The 19,135-nt window shown below is 75.2% G+C and carries 11 protein-coding genes; 10 read left to right on the top strand and 1 reads right to left on the bottom strand.

Going from position 1 to position 19,135, the window contains the following annotated elements:
* The first annotated feature begins 176 nt into the window (after positions 1–176).
* From AC07FV_RS00210 to AC07FV_RS00170, 9 genes are all read left to right on the top strand, one after another.
* A complete protein-coding gene (locus AC07FV_RS00210; RefSeq protein ID WP_479084855.1) occupies positions 177–3,890 on the top strand; it encodes an FHA domain-containing protein in 3,714 nt (1,237 codons plus the stop codon).
* 433 nt (positions 3,891–4,323) lie between these two features.
* Complete coding sequence (locus AC07FV_RS00205) at positions 4,324–5,739, top strand: ABC transporter substrate-binding protein (protein WP_479083564.1); 1,416 nt, start codon at positions 4,324–4,326, stop codon at positions 5,737–5,739.
* A gap of 4 nt (positions 5,740–5,743) precedes the next feature.
* Entirely contained in the window at positions 5,744–7,090 is a 1,347-nt protein-coding gene (locus AC07FV_RS00200) for a carbohydrate ABC transporter permease (RefSeq protein ID WP_479083563.1), read from the top strand.
* On the top strand, positions 7,087–8,004 hold the full coding sequence (locus AC07FV_RS00195; protein ID WP_383640035.1) for a carbohydrate ABC transporter permease: 918 nt from the start codon (positions 7,087–7,089) through the stop codon (positions 8,002–8,004). Before AC07FV_RS00200 ends, AC07FV_RS00195 begins: the two co-directional genes overlap by 4 nt.
* Before the next feature lie 176 nt (positions 8,005–8,180).
* On the top strand, positions 8,181–10,442 hold the full coding sequence (locus AC07FV_RS00190) for a bifunctional glycosyltransferase/CDP-glycerol:glycerophosphate glycerophosphotransferase (protein WP_479083562.1): 2,262 nt from the start codon (positions 8,181–8,183) through the stop codon (positions 10,440–10,442).
* A 156-nt stretch (positions 10,443–10,598) separates the two neighbouring features.
* Positions 10,599–12,806: a bifunctional glycosyltransferase/CDP-glycerol:glycerophosphate glycerophosphotransferase gene (locus tag AC07FV_RS00185; RefSeq protein ID WP_479083560.1), complete on the top strand. Its 2,208-nt coding sequence runs from the start codon at positions 10,599–10,601 to the stop codon at positions 12,804–12,806.
* Positions 12,807–12,813: 7 nt separating this feature from the next.
* Positions 12,814–15,039 (top strand): bifunctional glycosyltransferase/CDP-glycerol:glycerophosphate glycerophosphotransferase, encoded by a 2,226-nt coding sequence (locus AC07FV_RS00180; protein WP_479083559.1) that lies wholly within the window; start codon positions 12,814–12,816, stop codon positions 15,037–15,039.
* Complete coding sequence (locus tag AC07FV_RS00175) at positions 15,036–16,313, top strand: hypothetical protein (RefSeq protein WP_479083558.1); 1,278 nt, start codon at positions 15,036–15,038, stop codon at positions 16,311–16,313. The genes AC07FV_RS00180 and AC07FV_RS00175 overlap by 4 nt, the downstream gene beginning before the upstream one ends.
* Before the next feature lie 92 nt (positions 16,314–16,405).
* Positions 16,406–17,959 (top strand): hypothetical protein, encoded by a 1,554-nt coding sequence (locus AC07FV_RS00170; protein WP_479083556.1) that lies wholly within the window; start codon positions 16,406–16,408, stop codon positions 17,957–17,959.
* A 29-nt stretch (positions 17,960–17,988) separates the two neighbouring features.
* Here AC07FV_RS00170 and AC07FV_RS00165 read toward each other — a convergent pair whose 3' ends face one another.
* On the bottom strand, positions 17,989–18,402 hold the full coding sequence (locus tag AC07FV_RS00165) for an organic hydroperoxide resistance protein (RefSeq protein WP_479083554.1): 414 nt from the start codon (positions 18,400–18,402) through the stop codon (positions 17,989–17,991).
* Between the two features lie 142 nt (positions 18,403–18,544).
* Between AC07FV_RS00165 and AC07FV_RS00160 the strand changes: the two genes are divergently transcribed.
* A complete protein-coding gene (locus AC07FV_RS00160) occupies positions 18,545–19,015 on the top strand; it encodes a MarR family winged helix-turn-helix transcriptional regulator (RefSeq protein WP_479083552.1) in 471 nt (156 codons plus the stop codon).
* The last annotated feature ends 120 nt before the right edge of the window (positions 19,016–19,135 follow it).

The raw sequence follows: 19,135 nt of genomic DNA, 5'->3' as shown, positions 1-19,135 counted from the left end.
AATCAAGATCATTTGACGGCCGGTGACGGGCGCGTTGTCAGTGGCAGGTGCGAGGATGCGTGCAGTACTGGCCGACGTGCTCGTGTGGCGGTGGGGGAAGTCCGCGGTGGGGGACCGTGGTGAACGGCTTCTGTCCCCGGCGCGCGGGCGCCCGCGCGAAGGGACCGCTGACGGCGATGCAGATCCGGCTGACCGTCGTAGACCCGCTGGGCCCGCATGCCGCGGTGGGGGGCCGTGCCGCGAGCTGCGACGTGCTGGTCACCGCACCGGCCGGTACCGCGCTGGCCGCGATCTCCTCCGCGCTGGCCGCCGTGCTCCCCGGCGGTGAGGGCCAGGGCTCCGGCCAGGTGGTCCTCTACGCCGGTGCGCAGCGGCTCGACGCCCAGCGCAGCACCCTCGGCGAGCCACCGCTCCTGGACGGCGCCGTGCTCTGCGTGGGCGCCCCGGGCGAGCCCGACCCGCACGCCGAACCGGCCGACGTCCCGGCCCAGCTGCACGTGGTCGCCGGTCCCGACGCGGGCGGCGTGCACCTGCTGCACGGCGGCCAGGTCCGGCTCGGCCGCTCGGCGGAGGCGGACGTCGCGCTGGACGACCCGGACGTCTCCCGGATGCACTGCGCCGTGACCGTCGCCGCCGACGGCCGCGTCTCGGTGGCCGACCTCGGCTCCACCAACGGCACCACCCTGGACGGCACCCGCGTGGGCGACCGCCCGGTCCGCTTCGCGCCGGGGGCGCTGCTGCGGGTCGGCGAGTCCGCCCTGCGGCTCGTGCCGGTGCCTCCGGCGGACGAGGCGCGGGTGCCCACGACCTCCGACGGCGAGGGACACGTGCGGCTGCCGGCCGCCCGCACGTCCGCCGCCTTCGGCGGGGACGACGTGGTGCACGCGCGCGTGGCGGACGCGGTGGAGGGACGCGCCCCGGCGAGCGGGGCGGCGGGCTCCCCGTACCCGGGCGGACCTGCGGCGGGTTCGGCCCGGCCCGGTGCCGGGGCGCATGGTCACCGGCACCCGGCCGACACCACGGACGGCGGCGTGCACGGGGCGGGACGGCCTCCCGCGGCCGGAGGGGCGGGCGGCCCCGCGCCCCGGGCCGGCGCGGTGGACGGAGGCTCCCGCGCGTCCGGCGCGCCGGACGGACGACCCGGGACCGGTCGCCAGGACCCGCCCGTCTCCGGCGGCCCCACCCACCATGCCTACGGCACCGCGGGGTACCCCACGGCGGGGTACGGCACCGCTCCGGACGACGGCGCGGGGCCGGACGGGTCGCCTCAGGTGCCCGGCCAGGGAGGCGCGCCCCGCATCGAGAGCCATGGCTACGACCCCGGGACAGGAGCGCCGCGCTCGTACCCGGCCGCGGGTGACACGCACGGCGCCGGAGCCGGGCCGGACGCCTTCACGGCAGGAGCGACGGCCGCCCTCGGCGGGAGCGCGGGCCCCGGCGGCCCCCCCCACCCGGACGACGGCGCCGGACCCGCGGCCACGCCGCCGCGGGACGCGGACGCCCCGCAGGGCGCGCGTCGGCGCGGCGGGCTCGGCGCGTGGGCGCGGCGCCTGGCCGGCGGACGCGGCGGCCCGCCGCACACGCCCGGACCCGAGGCGTACGCGGACGCCCCGGGCGAGGAGGCGGCCCGGCCGGCACCGACCGCCCCGACCGGCACCTCCCGCGCGCCGGAGACCTGGCCGGACCCCGCCTCGCTGCTGCTGACGGCGCTCGGGCCGGGGCCCCGCCTGTGGGAGCGCGGCCCGGGCCACCCGGAGGCGCTCACCGTGCGGCTCGGCACGGCCGACCGGGTGGCGCCCGGCGGCGACGCGCCGCTGCCCGCCGTCCCGGTGACCGCCGGGCTGCGCGAGGTGGGCGCGCTCGGACTGGCCGGCCCGCGCGGACGGCTCGCCGGGCTGGCCCGTTCGGTGCTGGCCCAGCTCGCCGCGCTGCACTCCGCCGACGTCCTGGAGATCGTCCTGATCAGCGCGGACCGCTCCCGCCCGCTCGCGGACCGGGCCGCCGAATGGTCCTGGCTGGGCTGGCTGCCGCAGCTGCGCCCGGGACACGGCCAGGACTGCCGCCTGCTGCTCGCCTACGACCGCGAACAGGCCGCGGCGCGCGCCGGTGAACTCCTGCGCCGCCTGGAGGACCACATGGCGGACGTCCGCTCCGGCGCACGGCCACCGGCCCCCGCCGGCACGATCCCGGCCCAGCCGACGGCCCTCGCGCGGGACGCACGGGGGCACGGCGCGGCACCGGCGGCCGACACCGTCCGGCAGCCCTCGTGGGCGCGGCCCGACGACGGCTCCGAACCGGCCGGCGGCTTCCCGGGCCCGTACACGGTGGTCGTGGTGGACGGGGACCCCGGCGGGGCGGACGTGCGCGAGACGGTGACGCGCCTGACCCTGGAGGGGCCGCGGGCCGGCATCCACGTCGTGTGCCTCGCCGAGACGGCCGCCGCCTCCCCGACCTCGCCGGTGACGGAGACCTACGAGGCGGCCTGCGCGGCGTCGCCGGTGTTCCGGAGCTGCGGTGCCGTGGCGCTGCTCAGCGGGGACGTGGCGACGGCCCTGCGGCTGCTGCGCGTCGCGCGCGGCGGCTCCACGGATGCCGCGCCCGGCCCGGTCGGGCACGGCACGCTCGGCACGGTGGACGCCGTCTCCCTCGCCTGGGCCGAGCGGTTCGCCCGCGCCCTGGCTCCGCTGCGCACCGACGGCCCGGTCGGCGAGCGGCACACGCGCGTGTCCGCACCGCTGCCCCAGGCGGCCCGGCTCCTCGACGAGTTGGGCCTCGCCCGCGCCACCCCGGCCTCCCTGATGGCCCGTTGGGCGGACGCGGCCGACGACGCCCAGGCCCTCGGCGGCCGCGCGCACGCCGTGCTGGGCGCCGGACCGCGCGGCCCGGTCGCGGCGGACCTCGGCGCCGAGGGGCCGCACCTGCTGATCGAGGGCCCGCCGGGGAGCGGCCGCACCGAGCTGCTGCGGGCGCTCGTCGCCTCCCTCGCCTCCGCCGAACGCCCCGACCGCCTCGGCGTCGTCCTGGTCGACGGCCGGGACAGCGTGGGCGCGGGCGGCGGGCACGGCGAGGGACTGCGGGTCTGCACGGACGTACCGCACGTCACCACGCACCTCACCGCCAACGACCCGGTCCGCATGCGGGAGTTCGCGCAGTCCCTGAGCGCGGAGCTGAAGCGGCGCGCCGAGCTGCTCGGACGGTCGCACTTCGCCGAGTGGCACACCGGGCGGGAGGTGTCCGGCCGGCTGGTCGCCCAGCGCGCCCCCGCGGACGGGCCCGGGTCCGGTCCGGGGGCGGGCGCCGGGGACGTGGAGTCCCCGCCCAGTTCCACCCTGCGGCTGCGGCCGGGCGCGGCCCGGCGCCGGGCGGAGGCCGTACCGCCGCTCCCCCGCCTCGTCGTGGTCGTGGACGATCTCGACGCACTCGTCACTCCCCCGCTCGGCTCGCCCGGGCGGCCCGCGGCGGGGTCGGTGATGCGGGCGCTGGAGGCCGTCGCGCGGGAGGGCGAGCGGCTCGGCGTGCATCTGGTGGCCGCCACCACGCCCGGGGGCCGCACCTCCCAGACGGAGCCCTCGTCGCGCGCCACGCTGCGGGTCGCCCTCGACGCGCCGGTGCCGGGCCCGGACGAACCGGCGCCGGGGCGGGGGCGGTTGACCCGCCCGGACGGCCAGGTCGTGGTGTTCCAGGGGGGCCGGGTCACGGGGCGCATCCCGCGGACGGCGACCCTGCGGCCCACGGTGGTCCCGCTGGAGTGGCACCGCATGGGCGACCCGCCCGCCCGGCGCCCCGTCCGGGAGCTGGGCAACGGGCCCACGGACCTGGCCCTGCTGGCCAGCGCGCTGGAGCGGGCGGCACGGGAGGTGGCGGCGGCGGAGGTGCCGTCGCTGCTGTGACCCCGGCCGCCGACCGGCCCACCGAAGACGCCGCCCGAGGCGGGCTCCGCGGCCCGGGGGGCCGAGGGCCGGCCCGACGGTGCCCGTCCGCCTCACGGGGCCGCGCACCCTCTCGCCGCACGGCCGCCCTCCGGACGACGGCGCCGGTGCCGGTGCTCGGCGCCGGTGCCGGGGCTCGGTGCCGGCGCCCGTGCCGGTGCTCGGTGCCGGCGCCCGTGTCGGTGCTCGGTGCCTGGTGCCTGGTGCCGGTGCCGGTGCTCACTGCCTGGCGCCGGTGCCGGTGCTCACTGCCCGGCGCCCGGTGCCTGGTCACGACGCGGTCACGATCCCCCGCTCGACAGCGGAGGCGCTCTTGCCGCCCTCACCCCCCTGGCGTACACCAGAGCGCACGGGACGCGCCGGACGTTCGACGTGGACGAAGAACGGGGCAGTGATGCGCACGAACAGCACCATGGGGACACGCAGGACCGTCAAGGGCACGGGCAGAGCCGCGAAGGGGACCACCCGGGCCGCCGCCGCCCTCGCCGCGGGGGCCCTCGCGCTCTCGCTCACCGCGTGCGGCGGCGACGACGACAAGGGCGGCGACGAGAACGCCGGTGAGGGGGGCGGCAAGGAGACGGCCGCCACCGTCACCCTGCCGAAGCTGGACGGCGAGAGCCTGGAGGTCGCCGCCGTCTGGACGGGCGCCGAGCAGGAGAACTTCAAGAAGGTCCTCGCCGAGTTCGAGAAGCGCACCGGCGCCAAGGTGACCTTCGTGCCCGCCCAGGACCCGATCATCAACTTCCTCGGCTCGAAGATCGCGGGCGGTGCGCCGCCGGACGTGGCGATGCTGCCGCAGCCCGGGGCCATCAAGCAGGCCGTCGACAAGGGCTGGGCCAAGCCGCTGGGCGCGGAGGCCGCCAAGGAGCTGGCGGAGAACTACTCGCCGGGCTGGCAGGAGATAGGCAAGGTCGGCGGCAAGCAGTACGGCGTCTACTACAAGGCCGCCAACAAGTCGCTGATCTGGTACAACGCGCAGGTCTTCGAGAACGCGGGCGCCGCCGAACCCAAGACCTGGGACGAGCTGCTCACCGCCGCCCAGACGATCTACGACTCCGGCGTCACGCCGTTCTCGGTCGGCGGCGCGGACGGCTGGACCCTCACCGACTGGTTCGAGAACGTCTACCTCTCGCAGGCCGGCCCGGAGAAGTACGACCAGCTGGCCAAGCACGAGATCAAGTGGACGGACCCGTCGGTGAAGGAGGCGCTGACCACCCTCGCCGAGATCTGGGGCAAGAAGGACTACGTGGCGGGCGGCGCCTCCGGCGCGCTGCAGACCGAGTTCCCGGCCTCGGTGACGCAGACCTTCACCGGCGGCGACCAGCCCAAGGCGGGCATGGTCTACGAGGGCGACTTCGTCCAGGTCAACATCGGCGAGACGGACGCGGAGGTCGGCACGGACGCGAAGGTCTTCCCCTTCCCGTCGGTCGGCGGCACCGCGCCGGTGGTGTCCGGCGGCGACGCGGCCGTGGTCCTGGAGGACTCGAAGGCGGCGCAGGCCCTGGCCACCTGGTTGGCCTCGCCGGACGCGGCGACGATCCAGGCCAAGCTCGGCGGCTACCTCTCGCCGAACAAGAACGTGGCGGCGTCGGCGTACCCGAACGACGTGCAGAAGAAGATCGCCGAGGCGCTCGTCGCGGCCGGTGACGACTTCCGCTTCGACATGTCGGACCAGGCCCCGCAGGCCTTCGGCGGCACGCCCGGCAAGGGCGAGTGGAAGGCGTTGCAGGACTTCCTGAAGAACCCGAAGGACGTCGCGGGCACGCAGGAGCGGCTGGAGGCGGACGCGGCCGCCGCCTACGGGGACTGACGCGATGACGTCGGTCACGGCGGCGGGGACCGCACCGGGCCCCGCCGCCCCCAAGTCGCGCAAGAGCGTGACCGGCACCCGCAGGGCCGTGGCGGTGCTGTTCCTGCTGCCCGCCCTGGTGCTGCTCGGCGCGCTCGTGGTCTACCCGATCGGGTACTCGCTGATCCGCAGCTTCTACGACCAGTCCGGCGACTCCTTCGCCGGATTCGACAACTACCAGGCCCTGTTCACCGACGACGGCATCCGCACCGCCCTCAAGAACAACATCATCTGGGTGGTGTTCGCGCCGACGGTCGCCACCGCGCTCGGCCTGATCTTCGCGGTGCTGACCGAACGGGTGCGCTGGGGCACGGCGTTCAAGCTGGTCGTCTTCATGCCGATGGCGATCTCGATGCTCGCGGCGGGCATCATCTTCCGCCTGGTGTACGACCAGGACCCGGACAAGGGCGTCGCCAACGCGGTGTGGGTCGGGGTGCACGACACCTTCGCCGAGTCGTCCGCTTTCCCGAAGGCGCACCCGGGCCGCGACTCGCCGCTGGAGCCGGCCGGCGGGGGCGCCTTCGTCACCAAGGAGCCGGTGCGGGCCGGCGCGGCCGTCGTCCTGCCCCTGGTCGGCGTCGCCCCCGACATGATGCCGGACGGCGCGGAGAAGGCCGCGCCCGCCGAGCCGGAGGACGGGAGCATCACCGGCACCGCCTGGCAGGACTTCACCCGCGGCAAGGGCGTCGGGAAGCTCAACGGCGTCGACGCGGCCGAACTGGGCTACGCGGGCATGAAGATCGAGGCGGTGAAGGACGGCGAGGTCGTCGCCTCCACGACGGCGGCCGGCGACGGCACCTTCACGCTGCCCGCCGCCGCCGAAGGAGCACTGCTCAGGCTCCCCGCCGACAACTTCAAGGAGCCCTACAACGGCCTGGACTGGCTCGGCCCCTCGCTCGTCACCCCGGCCATCATCGGGTCGTACGTGTGGATGTGGGCGGGCTTCGCGATGGTGCTGATCGCGGCGGGGCTGGCCGGGGTCCCGCGGGAGCTGCTGGAGGCCGCCCGGGTCGACGGGGCCAACGAGTGGCAGGTCTTCAGACGGGTCACGGTGCCGCTCCTGGCGCCGGTGCTCGCGGTCGTGGCCGTCACCCTGATGATCAACGTGCTGAAGGTCTTCGACCTGGTCTTCATCATCGCCCCCGGTTCCTCCCAGGACGACGCGAACGTGCTCGCCCTGGAGCTGTACCGCAAGGGCTTCGCCTCCGACCAGCCGGGCATCGCCAGCGCCATCGCGGTGTTCCTGCTGCTCCTGGTGATCCCGGTGATGTGGTTCAACGTACGGCGGCTGAGGCGGGAGGTGCGGCGATGACCACGGACGCGGGCTCCCTCACGAAGACGGCACCGGCGTCGCCCGGGACCGCCCGGGAGGCGAAGCGGTCGCTCGGGTCGCGGCTCGCCGAGGGCGTCAGCGGCGGACTGGTCCGGGTCTTCCTGATCGTGGTCGGCCTGTTCTGGCTGGTCCCGACGATCGGTCTGCTGCTGTCCTCGCTGCGCACGCCCCGGGACATGGCGTCGAGCGGCTGGTGGGAGGTCTTCACCAAGCCCTCCCAGCTCACCTTCCAGAGCTACGAGGAGCTGCTGAAGAACGGCGACATCACCTCCTCCCTGTTCAACACCGTCCTGATCACGGTCCCGGCGACGGTCCTGGTCGTGGTCATCGGGTCGCTGGCGGGGTACGCCTTCGCGTGGATGGAGTTCCCGGGCCGCGACTGGTGGTTCCTCGCCGTGGTGGGGCTGTTGGTCGTGCCCGTGCAGGTCGCGCTGATCCCGATCGCCGAACTCTTCGGGAAGATCGGCCTGTTCGGGTCGATCGTCGGCGTGATCCTCTTCCATGTCGGCTTCGGTCTGCCCTTCGCGGTGTTCCTGCTGCGGAACTTCTTCGCGGAGATCCCCAGAGAGCTGCTGGAGGCCGCCCGGCTCGACGGCGCGGGTGAGCTGCGGCTGTTCGCCCGGGTCGTGATGCCGCTGGGCGGGCCCGCGATCGCGAGCCTCGGCATCTTCCAGTTCCTGTGGGTGTGGAACGACATGCTGGTCGCGCTGATCTTCTCGGACTCCGGGAGCCAGCCGATCACGGTCGCCCTGCAGACGCAGGTAAGGCAGTTCGGCAACAACATCGACGTCCTGGCGCCGGGCGCGTTCATCTCCATGGTGATCCCGCTGGCCGTGTTCTTCGCGTTCCAGCGGCAGTTCGTCTCCGGCGTGATGGCGGGCGCCGTCAAGTAGGCGCCGGGGCAGCACGCTTGAGGGGGCGGACCGGACACCGGTCCGCCCCCTCCTTCGTACGGGGCATGCGCCGGCGCGACGGTCCCCCGAATGCCGCAGGGACCGTAACCAAGTCACTCCATCGGCCGTTCCCGGGCAGAACGCCCGCGCCGACCCCGCCGACCCATGGATGTCCCGTGCCCCGGTTCAGTGTCATCGTCCCCGCGTACCAGGTGCAGGCGTATCTGCACGAGTGCCTGGAATCGGTGCTGTCGCAGTCGTACCCGGACCTCGAGGTGATCACGGTCGACGACTGCTCGCCGGACGCCTGCGGTGCGATCGCCGACGAGTTCGCGGCCCGCGACCCGCGCGTGCGCGTCGTGCACCTGCCCGAGAACCAGGGCCTCGGCCCCGCCCGCAACGCCGGGATGGAGCGGGCGACCGGCGACTACCTGGTCTTCCTCGACGGTGACGACACCCTGACCCCGGACGCGCTCAGGGCGATCGCGGACCGGATCAAGGAGACCGGCGAGCCGGACGTCCTGGTCTACGACTACGCGCGGACGCACTGGTCGGGCGAGGCGGTCCGCAACCAGGCCGCCGCGCACCTCACCGAGCGGGGCCCGGCACCGTTCCGGCTCACCGACCGGCCGGGGCTGCTGAAGCTGCTGATGGTGGCCTGGAACAAGGCGGTGCGGCGCGAGTTCGCCGAACGCGAGGGCTTCACCTTCCCGCCGGGCTACTACGAGGACACCCCGTGGACGTACCCGGTCCTGCTGACGGCGGAGTCCCTCGCCACCCTGGACCGGGTCTGCGTCCACTACCGGCAGCGCCGGCGCGGCAGCATCCTGGGCACCCCGAGCGAACGGCACCTGGACGTCTTCGCGCAGTACGACCGCGTCTTCGCGTTCCTGGAGTCGCACCCGGAGCGGACCCGCTGGCGGCCGGTGCTCTACCGCCGCATGGCCGACCACCTGACGACGGTGTTCACCCGCCCCGACCGCCTCCCGCGGTCCCTGCGCGCGGAGTTCCTGCGCCGGGCCCGCGTCCACTGCCGCCGCTACCGGGTCCCCGGCGCCCCCGCCCCGCTGCCCGTGCGGCTGCGCCACGCCCTGCTCCGGCTCGGCCTGCGCCGCACCTACGAGACCCTGCGGCTGGCGTCGGCCCTGCGCCGCCGGACGGTGAAGGTGACGACGAAGCTGCTGCGCACCGCACGGGCCGGCGCCCTGCGCCTGCACTACCGCGTCCAGCGCCGTCTCCCGCTGCGCGCCGACCGCGCCGTCTTCGCGGCCCACGGCGACCGCGGGCACGGCTGCAACCCGGGCGCGCTGGAGGAGGCGTTCCGCGACTTCGCGCCGCACGTGCGCACGGCGTGGGCCGCCGACCCCGCGCACCACCACACCGTCCCGCCCGGCCCGCGCCGCCTGACCCCCGGCACGGCCGCCTACTGGACGGCGCTGGCCCGCTCCCGGTACGTCGTGCACAACACGGGCTTCGACGCCGGCCTGGTCAAGCGCAAGGGGCAGGTGCTGATCCAGACGCAGGCCGGGACGCCCCTCAAGCACATGGGCCTGGACCTCCAGGAACGCCCGGCGGCGGCGCGGGGCACCGACTTCGCCCGGCTGCTGCGCGACGTCGACTCCTGGGACTACGTCGTCTCCGCCAACCGCCACTCCACGCTGACCTGGGAACGCGTCCACCCCGGCGACTACACCACGCTGGAGTACGGCCAGCCCCGCACCGACGCCCTCCAGCGGGCGACCGCCGCGGACGTGGCCCGGCTGCGGGAGAGCCTCGGCATCCCCGACGGCACGGTCGCGATCCTGTACGCGCCGACCCACCGCGACTACCGGCGCACCCAGCGCGCCGCCCTGGACCTGGAGCGCGTCCTGACCCGTCTCGGGCCGCGCTTCATGGTGCTGGCTCGCGCCCACCCCCGAAACGGCGGCCCGCTCGCCGAGTCCGCGGGCCGCGTCCTCGACGTCAGCGACCACCCGAGCGTGGAGTCGCTCTGCCTGGCCTCGGACGCGCTCGTCACCGACTACTCGGCACTGATGTTCGACTACGCCGGTCTGGACCGCCCGATCGTGATCCACGCCGACGAGCCGGAGGCGTACGAGGCGGCCCGCGGCACCTATTTCGACCTGCGGGAGCTGCCGCCGGGAGCGATCGCCCGGGACGAGGACGAGCTGATCGACATCTTCGCCGACGGCCACTGGTGCGGCTCGCGGTCCGCGCAGCTCAGGACGGCTTTCCGGGAGCGGTTCTGCCCCTGGGACGACGGGCGCGCCGCCGAGCGCGTCGTGCGCCGGGTGGTGCTCGGGGAGACGGACCTGCCGCCCGTGGTGCCGCCGGCCGCGCGCCGCCCCGTGCCCTCCGCCGCCGCGGCCCTCGCCCGGCCCCCGCTGGCCACCGTGCCGCAACCCGCCGGGCCGCGCACCGTCACCGACAGCCTCTGACCGCCGTTTGTCCACTGGGAGTCCGCATGCCCCGCAGCTCGAAGCGGCCCACGCCGCCCCGGCCGTCCACCGTGCGGCCGACGGGACGGCCGGGCCGCCGCACGGCGTGAGCGGCGGGGGCTCCCTTCGGACCAGGACAACGAGAGAAAGAGCAGTATGCCCCGCTTCAGCATCATCGTCCCGTCCCATGGGGTCGCGGGGCGGCTGTCCCAGGCGCTGGACTCCGTCCTCGCCCAGTCCTTCGGCGACTTCGAGCTGATCCCGGTCCACGACGCCCCGGACCGCGCCGCGGCGGACGTCGTGGAGGAGCGCGCCGAGCGGGACTCCCGGGTGGCGCCCGTGCACGCGCCGCCGGAGGCCGGGCTGGCCGGGGCGCGCAACACCGGGATGCGGGCGGCGACCGGCGCGTACCTGCTGTTCCTCGACGGCGACGACGTCCTCGTCCCGGGCGCGCTGGCGGCGCTGGACGCGCGGCTGGCGGACACCGGCGGCGTCGACGTCCTGTACTTCGAGCACGAGCGGGTGCCCTGGTGGGAGGGCGAGCCGGCCAACCCGGCGGCCCCGCTGCTGGCGAAGGCCCCGGACGGCGCCTTCACCCCCGACCGCGCCCCGCACCTCACCGGCGTGCGGCTGCCCGCCTGGAGCGCCGTCTACCGCCGCACCTTCCTCACCGAGCGGCGACTGGACTTCCCCGACGGGCACTTCACCGACGTCGGCTTCGGCGCGTTGGTCGCGGCGCGCGCCGAGCGCGTCACGGTGCTGCGGTCGGTGGTCGTGCGGCATCTGGTGCGCCGGCAGGGCAGCCGGCTGAGCCTGCCGGGCGAGCACCACGCGGACCTCCTCGACCAGGCCGAACGGGCCCTCGCGCACGCCGAGGAGCGTGGGCTGCCGGCCGAGCGGCTCGGGCCGCTGTTCGAGCAGCTCTTCGCGGCGGTCCTGAAGACGGCCACCCATCCGCGGCGCCTGACCCGACGGGGCCGCCGTGCCTTCTTCCGCCGCGCGAGCCGCCTCTACCGGCGCCACCGTCCCGCCGGTTTCCGGCCGCCGGGCGGCCGGCTCGGCGTCCAGCACCGGCTGCTGGCCTCCGGGTCCTACACCGGCTTCCGCGCGCTGCGCGCCGCCCACCGCGCCGCCTCCGGCGTCCTGCTGCGGCTGCCGCGCCCGCACGGGCTGCGCACCCGGCTGCGCTACCGCCGCGCGCTGCGCCGCCCGCTCGACCCGAACCTCGTCGTGTACTGCGCCTACTGGGGCCGCGGCTACGCCTGCAACCCGGCCGCGATCCACGCCAAGGCCCGCGAACTCGCCCCGCACCTGCGGTCGGTCTTCCTCGTCGAGGCGGACCAGGCGCACACCGTCCCGAAGGACGTCGACCACGCGGTCATCGGCAGCCGGCGCTACTGGGAGGTGCTGGCCCGCGCCACGTACCTGGTGAACAACGCCAACTTCGCCGAGGGCGTCGTCAAGCGCCCCGGCAGCGTGCACGTGCAGACCCAGCACGGCACGCCGCTGAAGACGATGGGCGTCGACCAGTCGACGTACCCCGTGGTTGCGGCGGCCAGCGGCAGCTTCACCAGGCTGCTCGGCCGGGTGGACCGCTGGGACTACAACCTCTGCGCCAACCGCCACTCCACCCAGATGTGGGAGCGCGCCTTCCCCGGCTCGTACGAGCAGCTGGAGTACGGCTATCCGCGCAACGACGTCTACTGCACGGCGACCGCCGACGACGTCGCCCGCGTCCGGCGCGAGCTGGGCGTCCCGGAGGGGAGGACGGCCGTCCTGTACGCGCCGACGCACCGCGACCACGAGGCGGGGTTCGGCGCCGGCGGCCTGGATCTGGAGGCGTTCTGCGAGGCGGCCGGCGAGGACGTCGTCGTGCTGCTGCGGGCCCACTACTTCTACGACCGGGGCGGCGCCGCGAGCAGCGGCCGGATCATCGACGTGACCGCGCACCGCTCCTCGGAGGACGTGTGCCTGGCCGCCGACGCGCTGATCACCGACTACTCGTCGATCATGTTCGACTACGCCAACCTGGACCGGCCGATCGTCGTGTACGCACACGACTGGGAGGTCTACCGGGAGACCCGCGGGGTCTACTTCGACCTGATGGCGGCGCCGCCCGGCCCGGTGGCGCGGACACCGCGGGAGCTGGCCCGCCTCTTCCGCGACGGCACCTTCGCCGGCCGGGAGTCGGCGGCGTTGCGGGCCGCCTTCCGCGAGCGGTTCTGCGACTTCGACGACGGCCGGGCCGCCGAGCGCGTGGTGCGCCGGGTGCTGCTCGGCGAGCCGCCCGAGGCGCTCCCGCCCGTGACCCCGCTCGCGGAGCGCGTCCCGGCCCCCGCCGCCGCCACCCTCGTAAGGAGCTGATCCCGCAGTGCCCCGCTTCAGCGTCATCCTCCCCTGTTTCAAGGTGCAGGGCTTCCTGCGCGAGTGCCTGGACTCGGTCCTGGACCAGTCCTACCGGGACATCGAGGTCGTCGCCGTCGACGACTGCTCGCCGGACGGCAGCGGCGCCGTCCTCGACGAGTACGCGGCCCGCGACGACCGGGTGCGGGTGCTGCACCTGACGGAGAACGTGGGCCTCGGCCGGGCCCGCAACGCCGGGCTGCCGCACGCCACCGGCGACTACCTCTTCTTCCTCGACAGCGACGACTCCCTGACCCCGGGCGCCCTGCGCGCGATGGCCGACCGGCTCGCGGAGACCGACGACCCCGACGTCCTCGTCTTCGACTACGCGCGCACCTACTGGTGGGGCGGCACCCGGCGCAACGCCCTGGCCCGGGTCCTGGCGGAGGCCGGCGAGGGCACCTTCACCGCCGCCGGGCACCCGGAGATCCTCGACCTGCTGATGGTGGTGTGGAACAAGGTCTACCGGCGCGACTTCGTGGAGCGGGAGGGCTTCACCTTCCCGCCGGGCTACTACGAGGACACGCCCTGGACGTTCCCGGTCATGTTCAGCGCCGGGCGGATCGCCGCGCTGGACCGGATCTGCCTGAACTACCGCCAGCGGCGCCAGGGCAACATCCTGTCCACCACCAGCCGCAAGCACTTCGACGTCCACGCGCAGTACGAGCGGGTGTTCGCGTTCCTCGACGCCCGTCCGGAGCTGGCCCGGTGGCGGCCGTTCCTGCACACCAAGATGGGCGAGCACTGCCTGGACATCCTGAGCAAGCCGGACCGGCTGCCGCCGTCCGACCGGGCCGAGTTCTTCGGCCGGACCGCCGAGATGTTCCGCGCCTACCGGCCGGAGGGCGCCGAGGTTCCGGCCGAGCTGCGCGTCCTGGAGGGCGGGTACACCGCGTACCGCCTGCGGCGACGGTCCGAGCGGGCGGGCCGGGAGCTTCAGCGGCGGGCGCGGCAGGTGCGCGGGGCGGTCGCCGGGCGTGCGGGGCGGGTCAGGACCGCGGTGCACACGCGCCGCCCGCCGGCCGAGGATCTCGTCGTGTACTCGGCGTTCTCCCACCGGGGTGTGCTGGGGGATCCGGCGGCGATCCACCGCAAGGCCCGCGAGATCGCCCCGCACCTGCGCGGGGTGTGGGTGGTGCGCGACGAGGAGGACGTGCCGCTGCTGCCGCCGGACACGGAGCACGTGGTCCTCGGCAGCGCGGCCTACCGCCGGGTGACCGAGCGGGCGGCGTTCTTCGTCAACAACGTCAACTGGCCCGGTGCGGTGGCCAAGCGCCCCGGCAGCGTCCACATCCACACCCACCAGGGCACGCCGCTGAAGTACATGGGCGTCGACCTGCTGGGCCGGCCCGGCGCCCGGCACGGCCTGGACGTGCCGCAGATGCTGCGCCGGGCCGACCGCTGGGACCACAGCCTGGTCGCGGGCCGGTACGCGGAGCGGGTGTGGGAACGGGCGTACCCGTGCCACTTCGCCTCCGCGCGCACCGGCAGCCCGCGCAACGACGTGCTGGTGAACGCGGGCCCGGAGGACGGCCGCCGGGTGCGTGAGCGGCTCGGCGTCCCCGAGGGGCACACCGTCGTGCTGTACGCGCCGACCCGCCGCGAGTACCGGCGGGGCGGGCACGTCGACCGGATCGACCTGGCCCGTCTCGCCGCCGACCTCGGGGAGGGGCACACCCTGGTGGTACGGCTGCACCCGTCGCTGGCCACCGGACCGGCGCGCGGTCTGGGCCTGTCGGAGCTGCACCGGCGGGGCGTCCTGGTCGACGCGACGGACGAGCCGCACGTGGAGGACCTGATGCTCGCCTCCGACCTGCTGATCACCGACTACTCCGCCCTGATGTTCGACTACGTCCTCCTGGACCGCCCGGTCGTCATCCACGCCGACGACTGGGCGGCCTACACCGCGAGCCGCGGCGCCTACTTCGACATCACCGCCGAGGCGCCGGGGCACGTCTCGCGTTCGTACCGGGAGCTGGCGTGGCTGCTGGACTCCGGGGCGTGGGGGGACGAGGAGGCGGCGCGGCTCAGGTCCGCCTTCCGGGCCCGGTACTGCGAGTACGAGGACGGCAGGGCCGCCGAGCGGGTCGTGCGGACGCTGCTGCTGGGCGAGCGGATGCCCGAGCCGCAGCCGCCGGCCGTCCCCGGGGCCCGGGCCGCCCAGGCCCGCCGCGACCTGCTGACCTCCTCGTGAGGCCGCGCGGCTGGGTGCTGGTGCTGGCGGCCCTGTTCGCCGTGCTCCAGCTCGCGAACACCACCGGCCGGGACACCCCCGACACGAAGAACTACCTGGCGTACGCCCTGAGTCTCACCGGGGAGAGCAAGCGCGGGGTGGCGGCCGCCACCATCGACTACGTGTGTGCGAGCCAGGCCTCGGCGGCCCGCCGCGACCAGAGCGTGCACGTGGTCCGGTTCCACCGCCCCGACCCCGCCGAGCGGGTCGCGGCCGAGTGCCGGCAGCGCCAGTGGCGGCAGGTGGAGCCGCGGCTGGCGGCCGGGCAGACCGGCGGGCACACCGTGCCGTACATGGAGGAACGCTTCATGCGGATCTTCGAGGCGCGGCCCGGCTACCCGGCGTTCCTGGTGCCGTTCGTCCTGGCCTTCGGGGCGGCCTGGGGGCTGTGGGCCGCGGGGGTCGTGCTCGCCTGCGCGGGCGGGGTGCTGGTCTTCCTGATCCTGCGCACCCTGTCGGTCCCGGTACCGCTCGCGCTGACCGGACAGGCGCTCTACTACGTGCTGCCGAGCGGCACGACGGCCATGCGGCCGATGGCCGAGGGGCTGCTGATGGCGCTGACCCTGGCGGCGGTGTGGGGCTGTGCGCTGGTGCTGCGGGCCGGGCGCGGACGGGCCGGGCTCCTGCTGGTCGCCGGGTCGCTGCTCGCGCTGTTCGCCGTCAAGCACTCCCAGGCGCTCTTCCTCGGGCTGTGCCTGGCGGCTGCGGGCGCACTGCTGGCCGTGCGGCGGTACCGGCGGGGCCGGCCGCCCGGCCGGGACGTGCTCGCGATCGCGGTGACCGGCCTGTGCGGCGCGGCCCTGACCATGGTCCTGGCGCGGCTGCTGCACTACCCGACCGTGTCCGACAGCCTCCAGGACCTGCTCACCGGGCACTTCGCCCGGCCCGACCGGGCGGACCCGTGGCCGGAGTTCTGGCAGTTGCAGGGCAACTTCTGGGTGGAGTGGCTGCGCCGCCAGGCGTGGGAGCCGCTGTTCGCGGCGGCCCTGGGGGCGGGGGCGTGGGGTGCGCTGCGGCGCGGGGGCGCGGTCGGCGTCTTCCTGGTCGCGGCCGCGTCCACCGGGATCCTCACCCAGGCCGCGCATCCGGACATCGACATCTGGGGCGGGCGGCTGATCGTGCTGGCGTGGCTGCTGCCGGTGGTGGGGGTGCCGATGCTGCTGGAGCCGGTGGTGCGGGGCCGGGTGGCGCTGCCGGCGCAGGGGCACACCGACCGGGCCCGTGCGATCAACTGAGGATCACTCGATGAGGTGACTTGGGTTCATGTCGTTGACCCCGACGGGAACATACGGCAAATGCCCCGAATGTCCCACCAGTCATCTCTTCCGTGAGCGCCGGCGTCCTCGTCCGGCGGCCCGTGCGCGGCGCGACGGCGCTGCGCGGCGGCCGCGCCTGGCGCCCCACCCCGTACCAGGTCGCCGGCTTCCTGTTCTTCCTGCTGATGTCGCTGGCGTACTGGGCGGTGCCGCTGTGCTGCGACGCCGGACAGCACGCGGCCGTCGTCGAGCGCCTGAAGGCCGATCTCCTCCACCCCCGCCATCCGATGGCCGACCTGCCCGGCGCGGGCAGCGCCTACTACTCGCCCTACGCGGTGGCGCAGGGCCTGTTCGCCCGGCTGACCGGCCTGGGCGGCTGGGAGGTGGTGCGGCTGGCCGGGCCGGTGAACCTGCTGGTCCTGCTGACCGGCCTGGGCCGCTTCGTCAGGGTGTTCTCCCCCCGGCCGTGGGCGCCGGTGCTGGCGCTGGGCGCGATGACGCTGCTGTGGGGGACCGAGCGGGCCTGGTGGAGCGGCTATCTCGGCCTGATGTCGATGACCGGCAACCTGGGCTACCCGTCGGCCTTCGCGATCGGGCTCACCTTCTGGGCCTGGGCGCTCACCGGCGCCCGGGCACGGGACGCGCGCCGGGTGCGCTACCTGGGACCGAGCGGGCTGCGCGGCCTGCCCGGGTACGCGGGCCTGGGCGTCCTCTACGGTCTGATCCTCCTCGTCCACCCGATCACCTCGGTGGCGGCGGCGCTGGGCGCGGTGGCCCTGGTGGGCGGTTGGCAGCGCGGGTGGCGCGCGGCGGTCGTCGGACGGTGGGCCCTGACGGGCGCCGCGGCGGCGGCCTCGGCGGCGGTGTGGCCGTACTTCGACGTGTTCGCGCTGGCCGGGGACGACAGCGTGGACGGCATGCACCGGGTGCTGTACCTGGATCTGCCCGGCGAGTTCTGGCTGGCCCTGCTCGGGCTGCCGGCGCTGTGGCTGCGCGGTCGGCGCTCGGCGCGGGACCCGCTGGTGCTGATGTTCGCGCTGGACTGCGCGGTGGTGGCGTACGGCTGGTTCAGCGGCCACTACACCTACGGCCGCATCCTCGGGCTGACGCTGGTGCCGTTGCAGTTCGCCCTCGCGGTGGAGCTGGCGGCGCCCCGGCCGTGGGGGCGGTGGCGGCGGGTCCTGGGCTGCGCCGCGACCGCGGGGGCCCTGGTGGGTTTCCTCGCGGTGCACGCCGGGGCGGTGGTGCCGCGCGGGCTGGACCCGGTCGGTTTCGAGCAGCCACCACGCTGGCCGGCGTACGCGTGGGCGGCGCGGCACATCGGTCCCGGCGAGGTCGTGATCACCGACGGCTACTACGCCGGGCACGCCATCGCCGGGTACGGGCCCAACCTCGCGGCGCCCGCCTGGCCGGACCCCTCGCTCGACGAACGGGACCGCCGACGGCGGGTGGCCGACGTCGAGGCGTACCTGGCGCCCGGCTCGACCCGCGCGGAGCGCGCCGCCGTGGTCCGCCGTCACCATGTCCGCTGGCTGCTGCTGACGCGCTGGCAGCCGGTGCCCGAGGAGGCGGTGGTGGTGGCGTGGAGCGAACGGACGGGCGAGGTGCTGGCGCGGGTCGGGTGAGCCCTGCCCGGAAGACGGGCCGGGGGGATCTACTCGATGACGAGCTCGACCGGGATGTTGCCGCGGGTGGCGTTCGAGTAGGGGCAGACCTGGTGGGCCTGCTCGACCAGCTTGCGGCCGGTCTCCTCGTCCACGCCCTCGGGCAGCTCGACCCGGAGGGTGACGGCGAGCGCGAAGCCCTCGCCCTGCTTGCCGATGCCGACCTCGGCGGTCACCGCCGCCTCGCTGACGTCGACCTTCGCCTGCCGGCCGACGACACCGAGGGCGCTGCCGAAACAGGCGGCGTACCCGGCGGCGAACAGCTGCTCGGGGTTGGTGCCCTTGCCGTCGCCGCCCAGCTCGGCGGGGGCGCTGAGCGCGAGGTCGAGCTTGCCGTCGGAGCTGACGGTGCGGCCCTCGCGGCCGTGGGTGGCGGTGGCGGCGGCGGTGTAGAGCGCGTCCATGGGGAACCTTCCCTCTGAAGAGATCTGGCGAGAAGCGTGCCGGGCGTCCGGCCTTCCGGCCCCCGACGACACCAACTGTGACACACAATTAAGTTGTGCACAACTGAATGACGCGCAATCCGTGCCCCGCTACCCTGGAGCCATGACCACGCCCGCAACGGACTGGCTCCGCCTCGACCAGCAGATCTGCTTCTCGCTCAACGCCGCCTCGCGCGCCTTCAACGGCGTCTACCGCGTCGTCCTCAAGGACCTCGGGCTCACCTACCCGCAGTACCTGGTGATGCTGGTGCTGTGGGAGGACGGGGAGCTGCCGGTGAAGAAGCTCGGCGAGCGGCTGCGGCTCGACTCCGGCACGCTCTCGCCCCTGCTCAAGCGGCTGGAGGCGGCGGGCCTGGTCCGGCGCGAGCGCAGCGCGCGCGACGAGCGGTCGGTGGAGGTCGGGCTGACCGCGGAGGGCGTGGCGCTGCGCGAGCGGGCCGGCGAGGTGCCGCGCCGGATCGCCGGGGCGACCGGCCTGGACCTCGCCGAGATCCAGGACCTGGGCGCCCGGCTGAACCGGCTCACGGCCGCCCTGGACGCGTACGGCGCCGGGTCGCCCCCGGCCTCGTCCTGACGGGTGCGGTGACCACCGGGTCCCGGGACGACGGGTGCGGTGACCACCGGGTCCCGGGACGACGGGTGCGGTGACCACCGGGTCCCGGGATGACGGATCATGGCTACCGAGGACCACTGA

This window comes from Streptomyces sp. NPDC045956 (assembly GCF_056430705.1).
The sequence above is the reverse complement of the archived record's forward strand: the minus strand, read 5'-3'. Positions and strand labels throughout refer to the sequence as shown.